The sequence below is a fragment of the Micromonospora sp. DT43 genome (genome assembly GCF_049841645.1).
In the GTDB taxonomy this organism is placed as follows: Bacteria; Actinomycetota; Actinomycetes; order Mycobacteriales; family Micromonosporaceae; genus Micromonospora.
Window position 1 is genome coordinate 41,047 of sequence record NZ_JBNCKR010000020.1, and the last position, 22,632, is coordinate 63,678.

The 22,632-nt window shown below is 70.0% G+C and carries 24 protein-coding genes; 9 read left to right on the plus strand and 15 right to left on the minus strand.

What is annotated here, in order from left to right; genetic code table 11:
* Positions 1-11 precede the first annotated feature (11 nt).
* From ACLQ26_RS30795 to mshB, 3 genes are all read right to left on the minus strand, one after another.
* Positions 12-476, minus strand: coding sequence for a hypothetical protein (locus ACLQ26_RS30795; protein WP_425747863.1), 465 nt, complete (start codon positions 474-476; stop codon positions 12-14).
* Positions 477-555: 79 nt separating this feature from the next.
* Positions 556-993 carry a hypothetical protein gene (locus ACLQ26_RS30800; RefSeq protein ID WP_425747864.1) on the minus strand — a complete coding sequence of 146 codons (438 nt, stop codon included), beginning with the start codon at positions 991-993 and terminating at the stop codon, positions 556-558.
* Between the two features lie 17 nt (positions 994-1,010).
* Positions 1,011-1,937, minus strand: coding sequence for an N-acetyl-1-D-myo-inositol-2-amino-2-deoxy-alpha-D-glucopyranoside deacetylase (gene mshB, locus ACLQ26_RS30805; protein ID WP_425747865.1), 927 nt, complete (start codon positions 1,935-1,937; stop codon positions 1,011-1,013).
* 86 nt (positions 1,938-2,023) lie between these two features.
* Here mshB and ACLQ26_RS30810 point away from each other — a divergent pair, with 86 nt between their 5' ends.
* From ACLQ26_RS30810 to ACLQ26_RS30820, 3 genes are all read left to right on the plus strand, one after another.
* Positions 2,024-4,168: a prolyl oligopeptidase family serine peptidase gene (locus ACLQ26_RS30810; RefSeq protein WP_425747866.1), complete on the plus strand. Its 2,145-nt coding sequence runs from the start codon at positions 2,024-2,026 to the stop codon at positions 4,166-4,168.
* A gap of 87 nt (positions 4,169-4,255) precedes the next feature.
* Complete coding sequence (locus tag ACLQ26_RS30815; protein ID WP_425747867.1) at positions 4,256-5,176, plus strand: alpha/beta fold hydrolase; 921 nt, start codon at positions 4,256-4,258, stop codon at positions 5,174-5,176.
* Positions 5,177-5,229: 53 nt separating this feature from the next.
* Complete coding sequence (locus ACLQ26_RS30820) at positions 5,230-5,442, plus strand: DUF1737 domain-containing protein (protein ID WP_425747868.1); 213 nt, start codon at positions 5,230-5,232, stop codon at positions 5,440-5,442.
* Positions 5,443-5,451: 9 nt separating this feature from the next.
* Here ACLQ26_RS30820 and ACLQ26_RS30825 read toward each other — a convergent pair whose 3' ends face one another.
* A complete protein-coding gene (locus ACLQ26_RS30825) occupies positions 5,452-5,838 on the minus strand; it encodes a nuclear transport factor 2 family protein (RefSeq protein WP_425747870.1) in 387 nt (128 codons plus the stop codon).
* A 142-nt stretch (positions 5,839-5,980) separates the two neighbouring features.
* On the opposite strand from ACLQ26_RS30825, the gene ACLQ26_RS30830 reads away from it, so the two are divergent.
* Positions 5,981-6,340, plus strand: coding sequence for a nitroreductase family deazaflavin-dependent oxidoreductase (locus tag ACLQ26_RS30830; RefSeq protein WP_425747871.1), 360 nt, complete (start codon positions 5,981-5,983; stop codon positions 6,338-6,340).
* 65 nt (positions 6,341-6,405) lie between these two features.
* Here the strand turns inward: ACLQ26_RS30830 and ACLQ26_RS30835 are convergent, their stop codons facing one another.
* The 6 genes from ACLQ26_RS30835 to ACLQ26_RS30860 form a co-directional block, all read right to left on the minus strand.
* Positions 6,406-7,044 (minus strand): AAA family ATPase, encoded by a 639-nt coding sequence (locus tag ACLQ26_RS30835; RefSeq protein ID WP_425747873.1) that lies wholly within the window; start codon positions 7,042-7,044, stop codon positions 6,406-6,408.
* Between the two features lie 130 nt (positions 7,045-7,174).
* Positions 7,175-7,549 (minus strand): DUF805 domain-containing protein, encoded by a 375-nt coding sequence (locus ACLQ26_RS30840; protein WP_425747874.1) that lies wholly within the window; start codon positions 7,547-7,549, stop codon positions 7,175-7,177.
* A gap of 71 nt (positions 7,550-7,620) precedes the next feature.
* Positions 7,621-8,013: a hypothetical protein gene (locus ACLQ26_RS30845; protein WP_425747876.1), complete on the minus strand. Its 393-nt coding sequence runs from the start codon at positions 8,011-8,013 to the stop codon at positions 7,621-7,623.
* A 117-nt stretch (positions 8,014-8,130) separates the two neighbouring features.
* On the minus strand, positions 8,131-8,670 hold the full coding sequence (locus tag ACLQ26_RS30850; RefSeq protein ID WP_425747877.1) for a GNAT family N-acetyltransferase: 540 nt from the start codon (positions 8,668-8,670) through the stop codon (positions 8,131-8,133).
* Between the two features lie 169 nt (positions 8,671-8,839).
* Positions 8,840-9,487 carry a response regulator gene (locus tag ACLQ26_RS30855; RefSeq protein WP_425747878.1) on the minus strand — a complete coding sequence of 216 codons (648 nt, stop codon included), beginning with the start codon at positions 9,485-9,487 and terminating at the stop codon, positions 8,840-8,842.
* Positions 9,484-10,464 (minus strand): sensor histidine kinase, encoded by a 981-nt coding sequence (locus ACLQ26_RS30860; RefSeq protein ID WP_425747879.1) that lies wholly within the window; start codon positions 10,462-10,464, stop codon positions 9,484-9,486. Before ACLQ26_RS30860 ends, ACLQ26_RS30855 begins: the two co-directional genes overlap by 4 nt.
* Before the next feature lie 159 nt (positions 10,465-10,623).
* Here ACLQ26_RS30860 and ACLQ26_RS30865 point away from each other — a divergent pair, with 159 nt between their 5' ends.
* Positions 10,624-11,817 (plus strand): NYN domain-containing protein, encoded by a 1,194-nt coding sequence (locus ACLQ26_RS30865; RefSeq protein WP_425747880.1) that lies wholly within the window; start codon positions 10,624-10,626, stop codon positions 11,815-11,817.
* A gap of 10 nt (positions 11,818-11,827) precedes the next feature.
* Positions 11,828-12,634 (plus strand): class I SAM-dependent methyltransferase, encoded by an 807-nt coding sequence (locus ACLQ26_RS30870; RefSeq protein ID WP_425747881.1) that lies wholly within the window; start codon positions 11,828-11,830, stop codon positions 12,632-12,634.
* 115 nt (positions 12,635-12,749) lie between these two features.
* Here ACLQ26_RS30870 and ACLQ26_RS30875 read toward each other — a convergent pair whose 3' ends face one another.
* The 5 genes from ACLQ26_RS30875 to ACLQ26_RS30895 form a co-directional block, all read right to left on the minus strand.
* A complete protein-coding gene (locus ACLQ26_RS30875; RefSeq protein ID WP_425747883.1) occupies positions 12,750-14,492 on the minus strand; it encodes an ABC transporter substrate-binding protein in 1,743 nt (580 codons plus the stop codon).
* 146 nt (positions 14,493-14,638) lie between these two features.
* Positions 14,639-15,625, minus strand: a complete 987-nt coding sequence (locus tag ACLQ26_RS30880) for an ABC transporter permease (protein WP_425747884.1) — start codon at positions 15,623-15,625, stop codon at positions 14,639-14,641.
* 10 nt (positions 15,626-15,635) lie between these two features.
* Positions 15,636-16,643 carry an ABC transporter permease gene (locus tag ACLQ26_RS30885; protein WP_425747886.1) on the minus strand — a complete coding sequence of 336 codons (1,008 nt, stop codon included), beginning with the start codon at positions 16,641-16,643 and terminating at the stop codon, positions 15,636-15,638.
* Positions 16,640-17,743, minus strand: a complete 1,104-nt coding sequence (locus ACLQ26_RS30890) for an ABC transporter ATP-binding protein (protein WP_425747887.1) — start codon at positions 17,741-17,743, stop codon at positions 16,640-16,642. The genes ACLQ26_RS30885 and ACLQ26_RS30890 overlap by 4 nt, the downstream gene beginning before the upstream one ends.
* Entirely contained in the window at positions 17,740-18,783 is a 1,044-nt protein-coding gene (locus ACLQ26_RS30895; RefSeq protein ID WP_425747888.1) for an ABC transporter ATP-binding protein, read from the minus strand. The genes ACLQ26_RS30890 and ACLQ26_RS30895 overlap by 4 nt, the downstream gene beginning before the upstream one ends.
* Positions 18,784-19,008: 225 nt before the next feature.
* Between ACLQ26_RS30895 and ACLQ26_RS30900 the strand changes: the two genes are divergently transcribed.
* Genes ACLQ26_RS30900 through ACLQ26_RS30910 form a run of 3 tightly spaced genes read left to right on the plus strand, consistent with a single transcriptional unit; the run spans position 19,009 to position 22,435 of the window.
* Positions 19,009-19,557: a Uma2 family endonuclease gene (locus ACLQ26_RS30900; RefSeq protein ID WP_425747889.1), complete on the plus strand. Its 549-nt coding sequence runs from the start codon at positions 19,009-19,011 to the stop codon at positions 19,555-19,557.
* A gap of 32 nt (positions 19,558-19,589) precedes the next feature.
* On the plus strand, positions 19,590-21,026 hold the full coding sequence (locus tag ACLQ26_RS30905) for a TldD/PmbA family protein (RefSeq protein WP_425747890.1): 1,437 nt from the start codon (positions 19,590-19,592) through the stop codon (positions 21,024-21,026).
* Positions 21,023-22,435, plus strand: a complete 1,413-nt coding sequence (locus ACLQ26_RS30910) for a TldD/PmbA family protein (protein WP_425747891.1) — start codon at positions 21,023-21,025, stop codon at positions 22,433-22,435. Before ACLQ26_RS30905 ends, ACLQ26_RS30910 begins: the two co-directional genes overlap by 4 nt.
* Positions 22,436-22,632: the final 197 nt, after the last annotated feature.

The window sequence follows — 22,632 nt, forward strand, 5'->3', positions numbered from 1 at the left end:
CCAGCGGCGGGTCAGCGCCGGACCACGCGGCGGGGCTTGGCGGCCTTGACCTCGGCGTACCGCTTGAGCTGCTGTGAGCGGTGGTCGAGACCGAGGGCGGTCGCCACCAGGTACCCGATCATGGTGCCGAGGAGGGTGGTGAGCAGGTAGAGCCAGATCTGGGCGAAGAACGTGCCCGCGCCGCCGGCGAACGGGCTGTGGCCGACCACAAGCGGCCCGACCAGCACGGTCAGGGCCAGGGCCGCCACCACCACCACGGCCATATCGCCCGCCCACTCGGCCAGCGGCCGCAGGCGTCCCCAGCGGAAGGCGACCGCGGCCAGGGTCAGCCCGATCACCACGAACATCACCAGCGACACCCGGTCGGCGGCGGTGTCGTCACCGTCGAAACCGAACCGGATGATCAGCCGGGCGACCACGTTGACCGCGAAGAGCCCACCCGCGAGCACCCCGATGGTCCCCCACCGCTTGTCCATCGCACGACCTCCTGCCGTACGCCCCGTGCGCGGGGCCACATCCCTGGCAGGAATATCTACCACTCGTACCTGTGTGCCGTCACCAGCGGCCGAGCGTGGGCGGCGGGGCGAGGACCTGCCGGAAACCCATCACGGCGAACGTCATCGCGCCGGCCACGATCATCGCCAGGCCGACCCAGTTGTCGCCGGCCAGCAGCAGGTCGCCCTCCGTGGTGCGGATGGCGGCCACCGCCATCAGTGCGAACCAGGGCACCGCCGGCAGTGCCACCGCCCAGCGACGGCCGACCGCCGCGTGCGCGAACCAGCTCAGCACGATGTTGGCGCCGACGGCGAGCAGCGCCGAGACCCCGATGAGCTGCCCGCCGACCCGGAGGGTGGCGAGCAGCAGCTCCAGCACACCGGTCACGACCCCCGCCACGATCACGACGATCGCGCCGCTCACCCGCAGACCCAGGTCCAGCAGTCGCGGCGGTGGCCCCGCCTCGGGCGGGGAGTCCTGATCGTCGACGACAGACATCGGCGCGGCGGGGAGCGTCACCGGGAACCGGCCGCCGCGACCGGGGACCGGTCCGCAGAGGCCTCCCCGGTGAGCCCGGCGAAGAGGTCGCTCTCCCAGCCGTACGGGCCGACGCCCGGGCCCTTCGTGCCGACCGCGAGGGTGAAGAACTCCACGCCCATGAACTCGCCGCCGAAGTTGCCGGCGATCGAGTAGAGCCAGGAGGTGGCCGGGATCTGGGTGGCGTGCGCCCGCATCGCCGCCTCCTTGGCCGTGTGCTGGTCGGTGCCGTCGATCCGGGCGGCGATCTGGTCGTCAGGGGTGCCGAAGGGCAGCTCGGCCAGATCCTGGATGCCGGCGAACGGGTTGTCCGAGGATTCGGCGAAGTGCGCCATGCCGGCCTCCAGCACGCTGAGCGGCATGGCCGTCCAGTAGACCTTGAGCGGGGCGCAGCCCTCGGCCGCGGCCAACTCGACGGCGCGCATCGCCACCCGGTGCGCCTGGATGTGGTCGGGGTGGCCGTAGAAGCCGTTCGGGTCGTACGTGACCAGCACCTGGGGGCGTACCTCCCGCATGATCTCCACCAGATGCCCGGCGGCCTCGTCGAGGTCGGCCTGCCAGAAGGCGCGGGGGTGGTCGTTCGTCGCGAGGCCCATCATTCCCGAGTCGCGGTAGCGGCCCGCGCCGCCGAGGAATCGGTGGTCGTTGACGCCGAGCGCGGCGCAGGCGGCGGCCAGCTCGGCGATCCGGTACCCGCCGAGCTGGTCGGCCTCGGCGGCGGCGAGCTGCGCCAGCGCCGGTACGTGGATCTCGCCCTCCTCGCCGAGGGTGCAGGTCACAAGCGTGACGTGTGCGCCGGCGGCGGCGTAGTGGGCCATGGTCGAGCCGGTGCCGATCGACTCGTCGTCGGGGTGCGCGTGGACCAGCAGCAGGCGGCGGTCGGGCAACGTCGTCACGACGGTCACTCTAACTGGCCGTTCTGCCCAGGAGTCGTCGACGCGTCCGCCCAGGTCGGCCACATCACGCCCGGCGCGGCTCTACGATTTGGCCTGTGGACTTTCCGGAGCTGGCCGCCCGTACCCGCCGGTTCAGCCACGGCGCGCCGCGCGCTGTCTCCGTGGCCGATGACGGCTCCCGGGTGATCTTCCTGCGCTCCGCGGGCCCGGAGGACCCGGCGGACGCGCTCTGGCTGCTGGACGTGGCGACAGGCGAGGAACGCCTGGTGGCCGACCCGGCGACCCTGCTGGGCGCGGACGGTGACGTCCGGGTGCTCTCGCCTGGTGAGCGGGCGCTGCGGGAGCGACTGCGGCTCACCGCCGCCGGCATCGGCTCGTACGCGTTGGACGCCGCCGGCCGGGTGGCGGTGTTCGCGCTGGCGGGCCGACTGTTCCGGGCCGACCTGGTGCACGGCGACGTGGTGGAGGTGGCCGCCGTCGGTCCGGTGCTGGATCCTCGACCGGACCCGACCGGGGAACGCCTGGCCTACGTGACCGACGCGGCCGGTGGTGTGCGCCGGGGTGAGCTGCGGATCATCGAGGCCGATGGCACGGACACCCTGCTGGCCGGCGAGGACGCCGGGGTGAGCTGGGGGTTGGCCGAGCACATCGCGGCCGAGGAGTTCGGCCGGTTCCGGGGCTACTGGTGGGCGCCGGACGGGCGGATGGTGCTCGCCGCCCGGGTGGACGAGTCCCGGCTGGACCGCTGGCACCTGCACGACCCGGCAGAGCCGGCCAGCCCTCCGACGGCCGTCGCGTACCCCCGGGCCGGCGGCCCGAACGCCGAGGTCAGCCTCCACCTGCTGGACCTGGACGACGGCTGGGTCGACGTGCACTGGGACCGGGAGACCTACCCGTACCTGACCGCGGTGAGCTGGGGCGAGGGCAGTCCGCTGATCACCGTGCTCCGTCGCTCGCAGCAGCACGGGCTGGTGCTCGCCGTGGACCCGCGGACCGGTGAGACGCAGGTGCACGCCGAGCTGGCCGATCCGCGCTGGGTGGAGCCGATCGCCGGCACCCCGGCGCACCTGCCCGACGGCCGCGTGCTTGTCGGCGGCGAACTGGCCCACGACGGGTACGACGCGCGGTGCCTGTTCGCCGACGGCACCCTGCTCACTCCCCCGTCGCTGTACGTGCGGCGGGTGGTGGGTCGGCTGCCGGCCGTCAGCGGCCCGGCGGACCTGCTGGTGGAGGCCAGCGACGGGGAGCCGAGCGAGCGGCACCTGTTCCGGGTCCGTACGACAATCGGGGGCGGGGTGGACGCGCGGCGGCTCACCACCGACTCGGGCTGGCACACGGCGGCCGTCGGCGGCGACGTGCTGGTGGTCGGGACGGCTTCGCTGGACCACGCCGGGGTCCGGTGGACGGTGTCGCGGGGCGGCCAGGAGCTGGCCGAGCTGCGGTCGCTGGCCGCGACTCCGCCGTACTCCCCGCTGCCCCTGCTGGAGCGGGTGACCGACCGGCGGCTGCCGGCGGCGGTGCTCTACCCCGACAACCACGTGACGGGCCGGCGGCTGCCGGTGCTGCTGGACATCTACGGCGGCCCGGGGCACCAGGAGGTGGTGGCGGCCCGGGCCGCGTGGTTGGAGCGGCAGTGGTGGGCCGACGCCGGGTTCGCGGTGGTCACCATCGACAATCGGGGTACGCCGGGAGTGGCCCCGTCGTTCGAGAAGGCGATCCACCGGCGGATGGCGGACGTGATCCTTACCGACCAGATCGACGCGCTGACCGCGCTCGCCGGAAAGCATCCGGACCTGGATCTGGAACGGGTGGCAGTGCGTGGCTGGTCGTTCGGTGGGTGGTTGGCCGGTCTGGCGGTGCTGCGCCATCCGGAGCTGTTCAAGTGCGGCATCGCCGGCGCCCCGGTGACCGACTGGGCGCTGTACGACACCGCGTACACCGAGCGTTATCTCGGCCTGCCGGAGGACGGCATGGACGTGTACGCGCACCACTCGCTCATCGAGCTTGCCGCGGAGCCGGTCATCGGCCCGGACCAGGCCCGCCCGTTGCTGCTGGTGCACGGCCTGGCCGACGACAACGTGGTGGCCGCGCACACGCTGAGACTCTCGGCGGCGCTGCTGAGCACGGGTCGTCCGCACGCCGTGCTGCCGTTGACCGGTGCCACGCACATGGCCGCGAACGGCACCGCCGAGCGCCTGCTCCCGCTGGAACTCGATTTCCTCCGTACGCATTTGCGCTAGGCGGCATTCGGCGGACCGGGCCCTTCGCCGCGTGCCATGCTGACGGAAGCGGGACCCGGCTTTTCCTTGTGCCGAAAGGATTCCAGCATGGTGGGCATTGCGCAGAAACCGTCGGTCGCCGCCGTTCAGGAAGGCGAGTTCCCGGTCACGCACTTTCGCACGGCGACGGTGAACGGGATCGACATCTTCTATCGCGAGGCAGGCCCGGCCGACGGCCCCGCCGTTCTGCTGCTACACGGATTCCCCACGGCGTCCTCGCAGTTCCGCCATCTGATTCCCCTGCTCGCGGACCGGTACCGGGTGATCGCGCCGGACTTCCCGGGTTTCGGCCACAGCGCCAGTCCGGACCGGTCGACGTTCGACTACACCTTCGCCAATTTCGCCGATCTGATGGACGGCCTGCTCGGCCAGCTCGGCGTGGACCGCTACGCGCTCTACTGCTTCGACTACGGGGCGCCGACCGCCTACCGACTGGCCCTCAAGCGGCCGGAGCGGGTCACCGCGCTCGTCGTGCAGAACGGCAACGCGTACGAGGAGGGCCTGAGCGAGTTCTGGGATCCGATCAAGGCGTACTGGGCCGAGAAGACCGACGAGCGCCGTCAGGCCATCGCGTTCATCCTCAACTCGGACACGGTCAAGCAGCAGTACACGGCGGGTGTGCAGGACCTCAGTCGGCTCGACCCCGACAGGTGGCTCCACGATGACACGCAGCTCGCTCGGCCCGGCAACGCGGACATCCAGCTGGATCTGTTCTACGACTACGGCAGCAACGTCACGCTGTACCCGGAATTCCATGCCTTCTTCCGCGACCACCAGCCACCGACGTTGATCGTCTGGGGCCAGAACGACCCGGTCTTCCCCGCCGCCGGCGCGCACCCCTATCGGCAGGACCTGCCGTCGGCCGAGTTCCATCTGCTCGACACCGGCCACTTCCTGTTGGAGGACAAGCTCGACGTCGCCGCGCCGATGATCCACGATTTCCTGGACCGCACCATCGGCCGTTCCTGAACCGCGGGACCGCTTGGCCGGTCGCCGCGGTGGCACTTTCCGACAATGAGCCGGTGTCGGATCTCCCCAAGCCACTCGGCTACCGCCTCATCACGGGGCCCGACGATGCCGAATTCTGCGCCCGCGTCAGCGCCCTTCTCGACCAGGGCTATCAACTGCACGGGTCGCCGGCGCTGACCTTCGACGGCGAACGCGTCATCGCCGCACAGGCGTTGGTGCTGCCGCGCTCCGTCGGCTCCGAGGCGCCCGAGGGCAGCGCCAGGTAGAGCCCACGATCACCAACGTTCCACGAGGTGTTCCCTGCCCTGCGGCGGATCGTACGGCTCGGGCCAGTAGTCGATGATCTTGCTGATCAGCCCCTGCTCGGACATCTCAAGCCAGACGCACGCGTCCTGCTGCTCGACGCCCACGCGAACGTCGAGCAGCAGGGCAGCGAGGCGGCCGTCGGCGATCACCCGTCGCGGCCGCAGGTGCCAGTCGCCGGGATACTCGGTGTTGAACCGCAGGAACGCGTCCTTGCCGCGAACGCGCTCCCGAGTCTGCGGCATCTCGTAGACCACGTCGTCGGCGAGCAGTGCGGCCAGTCCAGGCCAGTCACGGCGCTCTAGAAGATCGACATAGGCGTGGGCGGCCTGTCGGGCGGCATCGCTGTGGTCGGTCACGAGACGAGTATGAACGTGCCGACGGCCTCCGGATCTGTTGCCGAACGGGCGTCAGTAGTGCGTCCGCCGTACCGGCTCCCGATCGGCGCGCATGCGCCGACGGCCTTGACCTGAAGCTCACTTGAGGCCGGAGCATGAGTGCATGACGGCGACGGACGAGACGCGGCAGGCGCTGGAGCGGCAGCGAACGATTGAGATCACCACGACCGGACGACGAAGCGGTCAGCCCAGGAGGACCGAGACGTGGCGCTATCGAGCCGGTGGTCGCTACTGGCTCACGGGAAGCCCTGGCTCCCGTGACTGGTACGCCAACATGCTCGCTCATCCCGAGTTCACGCTGCATCTGGCCGACCGGGATCTTCCGGCACAGGCCCGTCCCGTGACCGATCCGGACGAGCGGGCACTCGTGTTCGGCGAGATCGTCCCCACCCTGGACTGGGCCGAGAGCCTGGAGAGCTGGATTGCCGGAAGCCCGCTGGTGGAGATCGCGCTTCTCGGTTGACGTTCGGTCGACACGGCGTTCGATCATGTCGACGAGCGGCCGTGGCGCGCTGCAGCGAGCAGAGGTCAAAGGACCGACGGCGGCCAGCGGTGGGAGCGCCACTCGTCCCATGTCGCGAATCCGGCCGGTGGGTGGTCAATGGCTTCGGTGCCGTCCAGTTCGCCGGACGTGGGGATCTCGAAGCTGGCAGCCCACTCGGCGAGCTCCTCGTCGGACATGGGCCACGTCGTGTGTGGCGCCTCGGCCTGACGTCGATCGACTCGTTCGCGCTGCTCGGCGGGGCTGATTGCGAAGTAGCGCATCTCCACCGTCGCGCCGACGTCCGCTGCCGCCTGCCGTAGCGCCGAGCGCTCGTCCCGACTCCAGAGGCCGAAGTCGATCACGACGCTGTTGCCGAGTTCGAGGGCGCGCAGCCCGATCTGGATGAGCCTGCCTTCGATCACGTCCGTAGCCGAGGGCGGATTCTCGTGACCGTAGAGAGCCTTCACCCACTCGTCCTTGGTGAGACGAAGGGCGTTCTCCTCGGTCTCGATGCGCCGAGCAGCAGTGGTCTTCCCCGTGCACGGGAGCCCCACAGTCAAAAACAGCCTTGGTTTCCTCATCATCACCCGCCTCCGGCCGAACGCCCCATCATCGCTGACATCCGCCCGGGCCGCAGGTGGCACAACGCTCGTGGCGTCGAAGGTCAGTGGGGTGCGCTCCAAGGTCGGGAACCGTGAACGGAAGGGTCCCCTCCCGTCATGAACGTCGGGAGGGGACCCCTGCCTGCGATCGAGCTACCGCCCGACGTACGCGTTCGGAATGCTCACGCGATGCTGGGCGCGCGGCCGGCGGTCAGCCCTTGGGGTTGGGGCCGAACCGGTTCGCTCCGGGCGTGCTGTCCAACACGTAGAACACGAGCAGGACGATGCCACCCACGATCGGCACCAGGCCGATCAGCAACCACCACCCTGCCCGGTCGGTGTCGTGCAGGCGTCGCACCGCGACCGCCAGCGTCGGCAGCAGCAGCGCCAGGTAGGCGACGAGAGTGATGTAACCGGTCGACGAGTCCTCCCCGACGGTCAGCCCCAGCACGTTGTCCAGGATGGCTGCGGCAAGAATGACGAGGAAAGTGAACAGGACGAACCACCAGTACTCAGACCGGCGGGCCCGCCCCTTGAAGCCGACATACTGGCTAAAGACCGACTTGATTGCGTCACCGAAGGACACAGCTATCTCCCGTTATTTGAGGGGTTCTCAAGGTCATTGCGGAGGCAGCCAAGCAGATCGATGTCGCGGGGTCAACAGCCGAGCGGGCGAGGCGCAGTAGCCGCAACGCCGACACTCCACAGAGCTCTGGCTCTTGCCTGGCTACCGATCTCCGGAGTCAGGCCAGTGGACCAGCTTGTGGTCGAGTGCGATCTGGACGCATGCAGCTCGAGATCGTCGGTTGCCAGGCCGACGAAGCGCTTCGGGGCAGCCAAATCAGGGCTGATTTCGGTAGCGTGCCGTCGATGAGGCGCCGACCATTCCTGGATTTGTCGCTGCCTGCCCCAAGTGACATCAACCGATTTGACTAAGGCGTGGTTGGGTTTCATCAGGCCGGCGTCGGGGGTGACGATGCCGTGCCGGTCGGCGTCGGCGTCGTTGCCCGTGGAGATCTGGTATTCGGCGCGGGCGGCGATCAGCGGCATGAGTAGCCCACCGAAACCTCGCGATGCGCATTCGCGACGGGCTGATCATCGAGTCCCGGGACTACATCGACCACATCTGAAGTGCGCGAACGCAACCCAGCCCTGATTTCCGGCCGGCTAGGGCGTCCAGTCGCGCCGGAGCAGACCGTAGATCACCATGTCCGCGAAGCCGTCGCCGTCGTACTCGCGCTCCCGCTGGGTGCCCTCGTGCGTGAAGCCGCATGTCTCCGCGGTCCGCCGCATGGCCGTGTTGCTTGCCAGCGTCTCCAGTTCCAGACGGCGTAGGTTGCGGTTGCGGAAGCCGTACCGGCAGAGCAGCTGGATCACTTCGGTCCCGTACCCCTGGCCACGCGCCTCCGGCAGCAGCGAGATGCCGAGGTGGGCGTACTGATTGAACGGGTTGACCCCCCACAGCGAGCCGCCACCGAGGAAAGTGCCGTCGGCCACCGTCTCGGCAAGCAGCGACACCGCGGTCTGTCCGTCGGGCGGCTCGATGACCTGTTTCTCCAGGCGGGCCCTGACTTGACCGACGTGGCGCGGCAGGAACGGCTCGCCGTCGGTGACCAGGTGCAACTCGGGATCACCGTAGAGGCGGAACATGTTCGGTGCGTCGTCGGGCGTGGGCGGGCGCAGTCGGACCCGGTCGGTGGCGAACATCCCGCGAAGCTAACAGCCGTTGCCGAGATCCACGACCGGGTTATTCGTCCTCCCAGGTACGTCTCCGGCTCGTCGGGTCCGCTCGACCAACGCCTGACTGCGTATCAACCCGGTGTGCCTTCAGTCGAGTGTCGTCACATGTCGCAGGTCGGCACCCCCGACCCCACCCTCATGCCCCGGCTTGCGGATCGGCCAGACCAGCTCGCCAAGCCCAGGCCGCGATGCCCACCCGGTTGTTGAGCCCCAGCTTCGCCTGGATGTTCGCGATGTGGGTCTTGGCGGTGCCGGCGGAGATGAACAGTTCGGCCCCGATTTGCGCGTTGGTCAGCCCCTGAGCGACAAGCCGTACGATGTCGATCTCGCGGGGTGTCAGAGGGTTGGGCACCGGGGGTTGGTCGGCCGTGGTCACCGCGCGCAGCAGCCGGATGGTGACCTGAGGGCTGATCAGGGCGTCACCCGCCACTGCCGCACGGACTCCCTCGACCAGAAGCGTTGGCCCTGATCGTTTGAGCAGGAAGCCGCAGGCACCGTTGCGCAGTGCGGCGTCCACGTACTCGTCGAGGTCGAAGGTGGTGACCACGACCACCCGCATGCCCGCGGCGGTGAGCAGCCGGGTCAGTTCCAGTCCGTCGATGCCGGGCATCCGGATGTCGGTGAGCACGACGTCTGGCCGCAGCCTGGTCGCCAGGGCCAGGGCCGCGGTCCCGTCGGTGGCCTCGCCGATGACCGTGATGTCAGGTTGGGAGTCCAGAACGAGGCGGAAGCCGCTGCGCACGTCCGGCTGGTCGTCGGCGAGCAGGACGCGGGTGCTGTTCATGCCGCGACCGCCGGAATGACGGCGACGACTTCCCAACCACGCTCAGACGGGCCGGCCGACAGAGTGCCGCCACCCGCGGCAACCTGCTCCCGTAGGCCAGCAAGGCCCGTCCCGCCGTGCCCGTTCCGCCGCTTCGGCGGTGGCGGCAGCGCCGTGTCGTTGTGGACCCGCACCGTGATGCCGGTGGCATCGCCGGTGACTGACACGTCGACGCGGGTTGACGTCGGCGCGTGGCGCCGGACGTTTGTCAGGGCCTCGACCACGATCCGGTACGTCACCGCGGCGTTGTCGCGTGACACCTCACCCGTGGCGAGATCCTGGACGAGGCGCGCGTCGAGGTGACCCGCGGTGCCGAACCGGTCCACCAGGCCCGGCAGGTCGTCCAGTGTGGGCAGCGGCCGCACCGTGCCGGCATCGGTCGCGTGCAGCATGCCGACCACCCGATCCATCGTGGCAAGCGCCGCCAGACCCGCAGCCTCGATACGCTCCAGCGCTGGACCGGCCGCCTCCGGCTGGCTGGCAGCGACATAGCGGGCCGCCTGGGCCTGCGCCACGATCCCGCTGATGTCGTGGGCGACGAAATCGTGCAGGTCACGCGCCATCTGCAGGCGCTGAGCACGCTCGGCCTGCTCGACGGCCAGCGCCCGCCGGTGCAGCATCAGCCGTGGGTAGCCTCCAGCGACGACCGCGACAAGTGCCGGCGTCGTCCAGACCACTGCCGCGCCGATGCGTTCCGCCGTGGCCATGCCGTCGGTGATCGACCAGAGGACCAGAGCCATCGCCACCCCGGCGAGCACGACAGCAGGAGCGATGTGCCGGTGCGGTCCCCACCGCACCGCGACGGCCAACAGCACCGCGAGGGCCGCCATGACCAGGACGAACGGGTACGGCGGGCCGCCAAGGTCGCCCACGAACGGAACGCCCAGCGTGCAGGCGCTGGCCGCCATGCTGATCCGGCCGAGGTGCCGTCGCATCATCACCTGATCCTAGGTGGGCATCGCCGTATGCCGATCGGCGTAGGGCGACACGGCAGTCGTGCTCCATCTCGCCTCGTTGGCAGATGGTGGCGCACACCGGACATCGCCAAGGCTGGTGAGGCAGCGGCGATCGGACGCCGCGCTCTCGCGGGGAGTGACATGTCTCCAGGGTTCAAGGGCAAAATCAGGTGGTGGCAGCGCTGGCCGGCATGGTCGGGGTACGCGGCAGCCGGCTGGTCTTCGGCGTACGCCATGCTCGGCGTGTACTGGACGGCCGGCGGTGACGGGTTCCCGTTCGCGCCGATCGACGACGACCACAAGACGGGCTCGATTCTGGAGGGCCTCCCAGTCGGGGTGGGCGCGCCGCTCATGGCGGCGCTCGGCCTGCTCGGTGCTGGTGTCGCGCTGGCGATGGCTCGGGGCGCTGGTTCCCGCCGCCAGTCGGCGACGATGATCACGTTTGGCTGGATCGTGGCGGCCAGCCTCACCATGATCATCCCCGACTACACCCTGATCGCTCTGCTGGCGTTCGCCCCGCTGCTGCTGGTGTTCGCCTTCACCGGCGTGCCCGGCCCTCAGGACGGCATCGGTGACATCCTGTATTGGCACCGCAACAACCTGATCATCCTGTTCGTCGGCGGTCTGCTGTGGGCCGTGGCCACGCTGGCGTACCAGCGCCGCAGGCGTGCGGCATGTCAGCACTGCGGCCGTCGCTACGGACCGGCCGGCGACGGACCGTCCCAGCGGGCGCTGCTGCGGTGGGGGCGTTGGGCCGTCGTGATCGCCTGCCTGGCGCCACTGCCCTACGAGATCACCAGAGTGGCCTGGTTCTTCGGGCATCCGCTGGGCGTCAGCCGGGAATTTCTCACGATGATGCAGGACACCAACGGCATGCTCGGGATCGGTCTGGGCTGCGCCATAGCCTCGGTGTTGGGTGGCGTACTCACGCACGGCCTGGTCAGCCGGTGGGGCGAAATCTACCCTCGGTGGATCTGGTTCAGGGCCGGGAGACCGGTGCCGCCGGCACTTGCGATCGTTCCGGCGTCCCTCGTCGCCGTCGTGCTCATCCCGGCCGGGCTGATGATGCTCTGGGACCTCGAACTGCACGACGGGTGGGGCCTGCGCCTTCCCAGCGTGCCCTGGGTGCTCTGGGGAGTCGCGCTCGGCGCGGCCACCATCACCTACCACCTACGACGGCGCGGCGCCTGCCGACACTGCGGACAGGGTGGCGGGGCTGCCGGAGCCGACTCCGACCATCTACGGTCGGCGATACCCCAGGTGAGAGGCGCTGCGACGGACTCGGTCCGCCACGCTCACCCGGAGACATCGGATCAAGGGCGCCTTCCGCGATGAGGGAGGCGTGATGAGTGCGTTCGTGACCACGTGGGCGGCCGGGGACTATCCGGCAATGGCGCGGCGGCTGATGCCGATCGCCGAAGCGGTGGTCGGAGCTGGCGCGATCGGGCCGGGCGACCGGGTGGTCGATGTCGCCACCGGTACGGGCAACGCGGCGATACTGGCGGCACAGGCCGGAGCCCGTACCGTCGGGGTGGATCTGGAGCCGGCGCTGTTGGAGTTGGCCCGGCGGCGTGCCGCAGACGACGGCCTGGCGATCGACTGGAGGGTCGGCGACGCGAGCTGTCTGCCCCTGCCGGACGACTCGGCCGACGTGGTGCTGTCCGTCTTCGGGGTGATGTACGCGAACGACCACCATGCTGCGGCCCGAGAGCTGGGCCGGGTGTGCGCCCCGTCGGGCCGGGTCCTGCTGGTTGCGTGGACGCCGGGCAGTCTCCTGCCGGCCATGGGCCAGGTCCTGGGCGGCTACCTACCGCCACCCCCGGCGGCAGGCGCCCCGCCGAGCCGGTGGGGAGACCGCGAGCTGGTCGGACGGTACCTGGAAGCCGCCGAACTGAGGATCACATCGGCGGCCGTGCACCGGCTGGGCCTGAGCTTCTCCAGCGCCGAGGCGGCGACCAACCTGTTGATCGACACCGCCGGGCACGTGGCCGCCGAACGGGATCGGCTCGCGGCAGAGCGTCGGTGGGACGCGCTGCGCGCCGATCTGCGCTCGTTCGTCGGCGACCGAGGAGCGGTCGATGGCGATCGCTTCCGGCTGGACCTCGAATATCTCCTCGTGACGGCCACGCCGGCATCGGCGGCGACCGCATGACACGGGCGGATCTGGTCGCCCGCCGCCACCGGGTAGGACGCCTCGCCACCACGGACAGAAGGGTCCCCTCCCGACGACGCTGTCGGGAGGGGACCCTTCTGGCCTGCGGTGCGACCTACTGCTTGACGTACGCGTTGACGAACGACGGGTAGCCGAAGACGCTGGAGATCAGGACGCCGCCCGCCTTGGACCCGTGCACGTGGTAGGCCACGTCGACGAAGAGCGGCACCACAGGCGCGAACTCCTTCATGATCCGCTCGTCGAGCTTGGCCCACTCCGGGCCCTGGTCGGCGGCGGGCATGGCCTGGATGCGGTCCATCTCGGCGTTGATCGTCGGGTCGTTGAAGTAGGACTGGTTGCTGTTGCCCTCGGGCTTGATGGTGCGGCCGTCGTAGAGCACCGGCAGGATCGACGCCCCGCTCGGCCAGTCCGCCGCCCAGTTACCGATGTAGAGGTCCCAGGGGTTGTCCTTCTTCTTGACCTCGTCGAGCTTGGCGTCGTCCGAGATGTTCCGCAGCGTGATCTTGAAGCCGGCCCGCTCCAGGTTGGCCTTGAGCTGGGCGCCCTGCTGCTGCTCGGTCGAGTTGTCGGCGACACCGAGGACCAGCTCCGGCGTCTTGCCGCCGAGCAGCTCCTTGGCCTTGTCGACGTTGCCGTTGGCGCCCGCCGGGTACGCGTCGTACGCCTTGTAGCCGATGGTGGCCGGCGGCATCAGCGTGGTCAGCGGCGCGGCGACGGTCTGCCCGCCCATCGCCTTGATCAGGCCCTCGCGGTCGATGGCGTAGTTGAGCGCCTGGCGGACCTTCAGGTCGGTGACCCGCTGGTTGTTGATGACGAGCTGGTTGGCGCTCGGCGTCGGGGAGAGGATGGTGCGCGCCTTGAGCGAGGCGTCCCCGGCGACCTTCGCGACAAGCGAGGCGGGCACGCTGTTGAAGGCGAGCGCGCTCTGGTCGGCGCCGTTGTCGGCGATCACCCGGTTGCTGGCGGCGTCCGCGGTCGGGCCGAAGCTCCACACGAACTGGTCGGGGTACTGGTGCCGGACCGGGTCGGTCTTCGGGTCCCAGTTGGGGTTGCGGTCCAGGGTGATCTGCACGCCGACCTGGTTCTTGGCGACCTTGTACGGGCCGGACGAGAACGGCTGCTTGTCCAGGTCGACGCCGGTGTCCTTGTCGGCGGGCAGCGGCGCGGTGGTCGGCAGCGAGACCGCGAACGGCAGGTCACAGCGCGGCTTGGCGAACTCGAAGCGCAGCGTCTTGGCGTCCGGCGTGGTGAGGCCGGGCGGCAGCGACGTCTTGTTCTTCTTGAAGTCCCACTTGGTGTCGAACTGCGGGGTGTCGGCCAGCCACTCCTGGATGTAGGTCGGGCCGCCGGCGAGGTCCGGGTCGAAGGAGCGGGCGATGCCGTACGCGATCTCCTTGGAGGTGATCGGCCGGCCGTCCTCGAACTTCACCCCGTCCTTGACGGTGAATTCCCAGACCTTGCAGTCGTTGTTGACGTTCTTGCCCGGCGTCTCGGCCAGGTCGCCCACCAGGACCAGGCCGCCCTTGCCGTCGTCCTTCCAGGTGGTCAGGTAGCGCGCGAAGAGCGGGTTGGTCATCAGACCGGCGAACGAGTACGTCCGCTGCGGGTCCAGGTGGGAGATCGGCGACTCCCGGATGATGGTGAAGGTGCCGCCCTTCGCGGCGCCGCTCACCTCGGCCGCCGGCCCCTGTGAGTCCTTCGGGTCGGTCGCGATGACCCCGGTCTGCTGCCGTTCGGTGTCCACGGTGGTGCCCTCGCCCGTGTTCTTCGAGCACGCACCCAATGTCACCGCCAGAGCGATTGCGCCGCCTGCGGCAGCCGCCACGCGTAGTCGCATGAAGTACCCCCTTCACCCATGTGCCGTGCGGTTTCGCCGGGGCGAGAACCGCCGACGTCCCGAGGATCGTAAGGAAGAAAACCTACGAGTTGTGTAACAGTTGTCGATAAATTTCGCCACCGGCCACGCGCTTCACATCGAGCCGGTCAGCGCAACCGGACCCGCGGGTCGATGGCCGCGTAGAGCAGGTCGACAAGCACGTTCGCCAGCACCACGAAGACGGCCGCGATCAGCACGGTCGCCATGATGGTGGGCAGGTCACCCGAGCGCACCGCGTCCACCGCCGTACGCCCCAACCCCTGGATGCCGAACGTCGTCTCGGTGATCACCGTGCCGCCCAGCGCCCCGCCCACGTCCAGGCCGGCGATCGTCACCACCGGGGTGATCGCCGCGCGCAGCGCGTGTCGCCCGTACACCTTGGGTTTGGCCAGGCCCTTGGCCCGCGCGGTCCGGACGAAGTCCTCGGACAGCGTCTCCAGCATCTGTGCCCGCGACAGCCGGGCGTAGATGGCCGAGAACAGGAAGGCCAGCGCCACCCAGGCGAGCACCAGCCCACTTGCCCACTTCGCCGGATTGTCGAACAGGGACGTGTAGCTGGGCACCGGCAGCAGCCGCAGGTTGTAGACGAACACCAGCAGCAGCACCGCGCCCACGAAGTAGAGCTGCAACGACGCGCCGGTAAGCGAGAAGCCGATGGCCAGGCGGTCCAGCCAGGTGCCCCGGCGCAGCGCCGAGACCATGCCCAGTCCCACCCCGAGCAGCAGCCAGAGGATCGCCGCCGGGATCACGATGCTCAGCGTCACCGGAAGCACCCGGCCGATGGTGTCCGAGACCGCCTCGTTGGAGACGTACGACCAGCCGAGGCAGGGCGCGTCACACCTGCCGCCCTGCGCGCTGCCCAGGTCCCGGCCGGTGACGATGCCCTTCATGTAACCGGCGTACTGGCTGATCAGCGGGTCGTTGAGGCCCAGGTCGTCGCGGACCCGCTCCAGGCGCTCCGGGTTGCAGTTCTTCGAGCAGATGCTGGTGACCGGGTCGCGTGGCAGGGCGAAGAACATCAGGAAGGTCAGCACGCTCACCGCGAACAGGGTCAGCGTGGCGGAGAACAGCCGCTTGATCAGGAACCGGAACATGAGTCCACCCCTACCGGGACGACTTCGGGTCGAGCGCGTCCCGCAACGCGTCGCCGAAGAGGTTGAAGGCGAACACCAGCGCGAAGATCGTGATGCCCGGGAAGAAGACGTACGCCGGGTCGGTCTGGAGGAAGTCCAGACTGTCGTAGATCATCCGGCCGAAGCTGGGCGTCTCGTCGCTGAGGCCGACACCGATGAACGACAGCGCGGCCTCGCTGGTGATGAACTGCGGCACGGCGAGGGAGAACGACACCAGGATCGGCGCCCAGATGTTCGGCAGCAGTTGCCGGAAGATGATGTGTCCCAACCCGGCGCCGCTGGCCTTGGCCGCCTCCACGAACTCCCGTTCGCGTAGCGCGATCACCTGACCGCGGACCAGGCGTGCCGTGCTGGTCCAGCCGAAGATCGCGAACACGGCGATCAGCACGCCCACCCCGAAGGCGGACGACACCTGCCCCCGCTCGCCGTAGAAGCGCAGCGTGATCGTGGGGGTGAGCGCCAGCGCGATGATCAGGAACGGCATCGCCAGCGTCAGATCGGTGATCCAGTTGACCACGGCGTCGAGCCAGCCGCCGAGGTAGCCGGCGAGCGCGCCGAGCGCGATGCCGATCGTGGCGGTGATCAGCGCGGCGGCGAACGCGATGAACAGCGACGTCCGCAGTCCGTAGATCAACCGGATGAAGATGTCCCGACCCAGGTTCGGCTCCAGGCCGAACCAGTGGTCCCCGGCGACGCCCCCGGCGTAGCCCAGCGGCATACCGAAGCCGTCCAGCAGGTTCTGGAACTGCTCGCGCGGCCCGATCCCGTAGACCATCTCGATCAGCGGGGCGGACAACCCCAGGATCAGGAAGAACACCAGGAGTACGCCGCTGACCACTGCCGTCCGGTCACGACGCAGCCGCAGCCAGGCGAGCTGACCGGGCGAACGGCCGACGACGCCCTTCGCCGCGGGCGTGATCGCGTCCGGGTCGGACTCGATCTCGGCCAGCGCCACACCCTCCACCGGGGACAGGCTCACGACGACACCTCCTCGATGATCGGGGCCGCGACTTCGGGGCTCGTGCTGGCCGCTTCCCCTTCGGGGCTCGTGCTGACCGCTTCGGGGCTCGTGCTGGCTGGTTCCCCTTCGGGGCTCGTGCTGGCCGCTTCCCCTTCGGGGAAGTGACACGCGGTGGCCTGGTTGCCGCCGTCGCGGGGGATCAGCGCCGGTTTCTCGGTGGCGCAGATGTCCTGTGCCTTCCAGCACCGGGTGCGGAAGCGGCAGCCCGACGGCGGGTCCAGCGGGGTGGGCACGTCACCGGTCAGCCGGATCCGGCCCGCCGGGCCGAGCTGCGTGACGTCCGGGATCGCCGAGAGCAGAGCTCGGGTGTACGGATGCTGCGGGCGCTCGTAGATGTCGGCCCGGTCGCCGATCTCCACGATCCGCCCCAGGTACATGACCGCGACGCGCTGGCAGAAGTGCCGGACCACGGCCAGGTCGTGCGCGATGAACACGAACGCCAGGCCCAGCTCCCGTTGCAGGTCGCGCAGCAGGTTGACGACCTGCGCCTGGATCGAGACGTCCAGCGCCGACACCGGCTCGTCCGCGACGATCAGCTTCGGCCGCAGTGCCAGCGCGCGGGCGATACCGATGCGCTGGCGCTGGCCGCCGGAGAACTCGTGCGGATACCTGTTGTAGTGCTCCGGGTTCAGACCAACCAGTTCCAGCAGCTCCTGCACCCGCGCCTTGATTCCGCCCGGCGGTTTGATCCCGTTGACCTGCAACGGCATCGCCACGATCCGACCCACCGTGTGCCGGGGGTTCAACGACGCGTACGGGTCCTGGAAGATGATCTGAAGTTCCTGCCGCAGTGGACGCAGCTCCCGTCGACCGGCGTGGGTGATGTCCCGTCCGTCGAACTCGATGCTGCCGGCCGTCGGCTCCAACAGCCGCACCAGCATCCGGCCGGTGGTGGTCTTGCCGCAGCCGGACTCCCCCACCAGGCCGAGCGTCTCGCCGGGGCGCACGTCGAAGTCGAGCCCGTCGACCGCCCGCACCAGGCCGGTGCCCCGCAGGCCCTGGCGGACCGGGAAGTGCTTGGTCAGCCCGCGTACGCGCAGCAGCGGTTCGTCGCTCATCGGGCCACCCCCACGGATGCCACATTCTCGGCGTAGATCGCCGCGCGTTCCTCGGCGCTCAGGTGGCAGGCCACCAGGTGGCCCTCCGCCCCGGCCGCGCGCAGCTCGGGAACCTCCGTGCGGGACCGGTCGCCGACGCGGTCGTCGTAGCGGCAGCGCGGGTGGAAGGCGCAGCCGGTCGGCAGGTTGATCAGGCTGGGCGGGTTGCCGGGAATGGGCACCAGGTCCGCGTCCGCGTCGCCGTGCAGCGACGGCACGCTGGAGAGCAACCCCCAGGTGTACGGATGCTGCGGCGAGCGGAGCACCTGCTCGACGCTGCCGTGCTCGACGGCCCGCCCGCCGTACATCACCAGCACCTCGTCGGCGACCTGGCCGACGACACCGAGGTCGTGGGTGATCAGGATGATCGCGGAGTGGAACTCGGCCTGCAGGTCGGCGAGCAGGTCCAGGATCTGCGCCTGCACTGTGACGTCAAGCGCGGTGGTCGGCTCGTCGGCGATCAGCAGCGCGGGGTCGTTGACCAGGGACATCGCGATCATCGCCCGTTGGCGCATGCCACCGGAGAACTCGTGCGGGTACTGGTCGAAGCGGCGGGCGGGCTGCGGAATGCCGACCCGGTCCAGCATGTCCACAGCCCGTTGGCGGGCCTCGCGCCGACTGGCCTTCGGGTGGTGCACCCGGTACGCCTCGGCGATCTGCCGGCCGATGCTGTAGTACGGGTGCAGCGCGGACAGCGGGTCCTGGAAGATCATGGCCATGTCCCGGCCGCGCAGCCGGCGTACCTCCTCGTCGGGCAGGCCGACCAGCTGCCGCCCACCGACGGAGATCTCGCCGGTGATCGTGGCCCGCTTCGCGTCGTGCAGCCCGAGGATGGCCAGTGAGGTGACGCTCTTGCCGGAGCCGGACTCGCCGACGATCCCGAGGGTGCGGCCCCGCTCGACGGCGAACGACACCCCGTCGACCGCGCGCACGACGCCGTCCGAGGTGTCGAACCGGACCCGCAGGTCGTGCACCCGCAGGTAGGCATCCGAACTGTCCACGGCCGCCTCCCTCAGTGACGAAGAGAACTTACATCAAACTTTCGAGGGTGAAAATAAGCTACAAAGTCGGCACGTGTCAGCGGGCCCGAGCGTAACGAGTCGGCATCGGCCCTGAACACCCCTCACCTCCCCATCCACGCCCATTCATTCCGAGGCCGCACCTCAAGTGCGACCATGGCGAGAGCAGCCAGCAGAGGATGTCCGTGGCAGAGGTGGAGGTGACCCATGACCGCGGCGGTTTTCGATCACGAAGGTCCGTGGACCGAAGAGGAGTTCCTCGCCCTCGGCGAGACGCGGGATCGCGTCGAACTCTTCGACTGGAGCCTCCACGTGACCCCGGGACCCACCCCACGGCACCAACGAATCTCCCGCAAGCTCGGCAACATACTGGAAGCAGCTGCGGAGGCGGCCGACCTTGAGCTGCTGGAGGCGGTGAACGTCCGGCTCCGACCAGGCCGAATACCGATCCCCGATCTCGTGGTCACCAACGCCATCGATCTCGACGAGCCCAACATCGAGTCAGCTGATGTGCGACTGGTCTGCGAGATCATCTCGCCGAGCAACGCATCCACCGACAAGGTGCTCAAGATGCACTACTACGCTTCAGCCGGTATCGAGTGGTACCTGCTGGTGGAGCAGGGGACGGGTGCCATGCGCCTTTACCAGCGGCAGGGTGCGCATTACGTGGAAAAGGCTACGACGAAGCGCGGCGAGGTGCTGGAGTTGACCGAGCCGGTGCGGGCCACGATCCGGCCGGAGGATCTCGTCCCCTGACGGGTGTCGGTCGGCTGGCCTAGGGTCGGTCCATGACCGAGTTCGACGCGGCAGCCGCCGCCGTCCAGGCCGCCCTCGACGCGGGAGCGCGGTACGCCGACGCGCGGGTGATGCACCGCCGCTACGAGTCGATGACCGCGCGCAACGGCGACATCGAGGAGCTCACCCAGGACGAGAGCATCGGGCTGGGCGTCCGGGCGCTCGTCGGCGCGAGTTGGGGCTTCCACGCCGTACCCGATCTGTCGGACGCCGCCGCCCGCGACGCCGGCCGGCGCGCGACCCGGACGGCCATGGCGAGCGCCCGGGTGCCGGGCCCCCCGGTCGACCTGGTCGCGGTCGAGGCGGTCACGGCGAGCTGGGCCTCCGGTTGCCAGATCGACCCGCTCGGGGTTCCCCTGTCGGACAAGGGCGACCTGCTGGTCGGCGCCACCCGCACGATGGCCGAGCACGGCGCCGATCTGGCCGAGGGCCTCTACCAGATCTGGGACACCGCGAAGTGGTTCGTGTCGAGCGAGGGCCACCGCATCGACCAGCGGATCCGCGAGTGCGGCGGCGGCATCTCGGCCACCTCGATCGGTGACGGCGAGACGCAGCGGCGGTCCTGGCCGAGCTACCGGGGGCAGTACGGCACCACAGGCTGGGAGCTGGTCGAGTCACTCGACCTGGCCGCGCACGCCGCGCAGATCGCCGAGGAGTCCCGGGCGCTGCTCACCGCGCCGCCGTGCCCGGCCGGCGAGACGGATCTGATCCTCGGCGGTGAACAGCTCGCTCTGCAGATCCACGAGTCGGTCGGGCACGCCATCGAACTGGACCGGATCCTCGGCTGGGAGGCAGCCTTCGCCGGCACGTCCTGGCTGGACCTGGCCCAGCTCGGCTCGCTGCGCTACGGCTCCGAGCTGATGAACATCACGATCGACCCGACGATCCCCGGCGCGCTGGGCAGTTTCGGCTTCGACGACGAGGGCTCTCCCGCCGTCAAGCGGGACGCGGTGCGCGACGGCCGCTGGGTGGGTGTGCTCGCCGGCCGGGACTCGGCAGCGATGGCCGGCCTGGACTACGGCGGGAGCGTACGCGCCGACGGTTGGGCCAGGCTGCCGATGGTGCGGATGACGAACGTGGGCCTGGAACCCGGCCCGCACACCCTCGAAGAGATCATCGCGGCCACCGACGACGGCGTCCTGATGGACCTCAACCGGTCCTGGTCGATCGACGACAAGCGGCTCAACTTCCAGTTCGGCTGCGAGGTCGGCTGGGAGATCAAGAAGGGGCGGCGTGGGCGGATGCTGCGCAATCCCACGTACACCGGGATCGGCCCGCTCTTCTGGCGCTCGATGGACATGCTCTCCGGTGAGACGGTTTCCTGGGGCACGCCCAACTGCGGCAAGGGCCAGCCCGGCCAGATCGGGCACACCGGCCACCCGGCCGCGCCGGCCCGCTTCCGCAACGTCCGGGTGGGGGTGTCGGCATGAGTACGGGCGGCATGACGGAGTTGGAGCTGGCCGGGCAGGTCATCGAGCTGGTCCGGCGTCTCGGCGGGCCGGCCGCGCAGGCCGAGGCCGTGGTGACCCGGGCCGACCTGGCGCTGACCCGGTTCGCCAACTCGGCCATCCACCAGAACGTCGCCGAGTCCACGGTCGGCGTCCGGCTGCGGCTGCACACCGACGGGCGGACGGCCTCCGGCAGCGGCAGCGTGGTCACCACCGACGGGTTGCGCGCGCTTGTCGAGCGCACCCTGGCGGCGGCGCGACTGTGCCCGCCCGACCCGGGCTGGCCGGGGCTCGCTCCGCCGACGCCCGCGGTGGACGCACCGCCCGTCGACGAGGCCACCGCCTTTGCCGAGCCGGACCAGCGGGCCGATCGGGTCGGCGCGTTCGTTGCCGCCGCCGGGGGCCTCACCACCGCGGGTTACTGCCGCACCGCGCACCGCTCGTCGGCGTTCGCCAACTCGGCCGGGCACACCGCGTACGGTCGCTCGGCGGAGGCGGCGATGGACGGCATCGCGCGGCGCGACGGCGCGGACGGGGTGGCCCGACGCTGCGTCGACCGGCTGTCCGACCTCGACGGTGCGGAGCTGGGCGCGCACGCGGCCGCGAAGGCGCAGGCGGCGGCCGACCCGGTCGAGCTGCCGCCGGGGCGCTACGAGGTGGTGTTCGAGCCGGCCGCCGTGGCCGACCTGTTGCAGAACCTCTCCTGGTTCGGCTTCAACGGCAAGCGGTACGCCGAACGGCAGTCGTTCGCCGAGCCGGGTGCGGCCCAGTTCGATCGACAGGTGACCCTGGTGGACGACCCGCTTGGCGCGTCGGGTCTGCCGTTCGACGCCGAGGGCACCAGCCGGCGGGCTGTGACACTTGTCGAGGCGGGCACCACGCGAGCGGTCGCGCACGACAGGCGGACCGCCGCCGAGGCGGGTGCGGAGTCCACCGGGCACGCGATCGCGGGCGGCGCCACCTGGGGCCCGATGGCCCGTAACCTGCGGCTCTCTCCTGCGGTGGCGGGCCCGGCCAGCGCGACGGGTCGGAGCACCACGGGCGCGGCGGCCGGCGCCGTGGTCGACACGGACACCGCGGCGCTGGTCGCAGGGGTACGACGCGGGCTGCTGGTCACGGACCTGTGGTACACGCGGGTGCTCGACCCGAAGAGCCTCGTCGTCACCGGCTTGACCCGCAACGGGGTCTGGCTGATCGAGGACGGCACTGTCGTCCGGGCGGTCCGGGACCTGCGGTTCACCGAGTCGTACCCGCGGGCGCTCGGGCCGGGTGCGGTGCTCGGGCTGGGCTCGCGGGCGGTGCGTCAACCGGACCGGGTGGACGGCACCTGGTGGGCGGCGCCGTCGGTGCGGCTCGCGTCCTGGCACTTCACCGGTGGCGCCTCCGGCTGACGATCTCGACGACGCACGCCGGAAACAGGGCTTTTCCGCAGGCCAGACACACGGGACACTCCCTTGCGGGGACGGCTCGCAGAGATCGGCGTAACGTGTGTCACTTAGCTGCGTCGGTCGATCCGGCGTGGTCGTTGGTGTGCGCATGACGTGGCAGCGGGTGCGGGTTCGCCGGTCCGCGTGCCGACCGGAGAGAG

Coding starts and splice junctions, on each gene's coding strand:
- ACLQ26_RS30830 (WP_425747871.1), top strand. CDS start 5,981: ATGACGGCGACGGACGAGACGCGGCAGGCGCTGGAGCGGCAGCGAACG.
- ACLQ26_RS30900 (WP_425747889.1), top strand. CDS start 19,009: ATGACCGCGGCGGTTTTCGATCACGAAGGTCCGTGGACCGAAGAGGAG.
- ACLQ26_RS30910 (WP_425747891.1), top strand. CDS start 21,023: ATGAGTACGGGCGGCATGACGGAGTTGGAGCTGGCCGGGCAGGTCATC.
- ACLQ26_RS30795 (WP_425747863.1), bottom strand. CDS start 476: ATGGACAAGCGGTGGGGGACCATCGGGGTGCTCGCGGGTGGGCTCTTC.
- ACLQ26_RS30890 (WP_425747887.1), bottom strand. CDS start 17,743: ATGAGCGACGAACCGCTGCTGCGCGTACGCGGGCTGACCAAGCACTTC.
- ACLQ26_RS30845 (WP_425747876.1), bottom strand. CDS start 8,013: ATGCCGCTGATCGCCGCCCGCGCCGAATACCAGATCTCCACGGGCAAC.
- ACLQ26_RS30850 (WP_425747877.1), bottom strand. CDS start 8,670: ATGTTCGCCACCGACCGGGTCCGACTGCGCCCGCCCACGCCCGACGAC.
- ACLQ26_RS30905 (WP_425747890.1), top strand. CDS start 19,590: ATGACCGAGTTCGACGCGGCAGCCGCCGCCGTCCAGGCCGCCCTCGAC.
- ACLQ26_RS30800 (WP_425747864.1), bottom strand. CDS start 993: ATGTCTGTCGTCGACGATCAGGACTCCCCGCCCGAGGCGGGGCCACCG.
- ACLQ26_RS30815 (WP_425747867.1), top strand. CDS start 4,256: ATGGTGGGCATTGCGCAGAAACCGTCGGTCGCCGCCGTTCAGGAAGGC.
- ACLQ26_RS30865 (WP_425747880.1), top strand. CDS start 10,624: ATGTCTCCAGGGTTCAAGGGCAAAATCAGGTGGTGGCAGCGCTGGCCG.
- ACLQ26_RS30880 (WP_425747884.1), bottom strand. CDS start 15,625: ATGTTCCGGTTCCTGATCAAGCGGCTGTTCTCCGCCACGCTGACCCTG.
- ACLQ26_RS30875 (WP_425747883.1), bottom strand. CDS start 14,492: ATGCGACTACGCGTGGCGGCTGCCGCAGGCGGCGCAATCGCTCTGGCG.
- ACLQ26_RS30860 (WP_425747879.1), bottom strand. CDS start 10,464: ATGATGCGACGGCACCTCGGCCGGATCAGCATGGCGGCCAGCGCCTGC.
- ACLQ26_RS30855 (WP_425747878.1), bottom strand. CDS start 9,487: ATGAACAGCACCCGCGTCCTGCTCGCCGACGACCAGCCGGACGTGCGC.
- ACLQ26_RS30870 (WP_425747881.1), top strand. CDS start 11,828: ATGAGTGCGTTCGTGACCACGTGGGCGGCCGGGGACTATCCGGCAATG.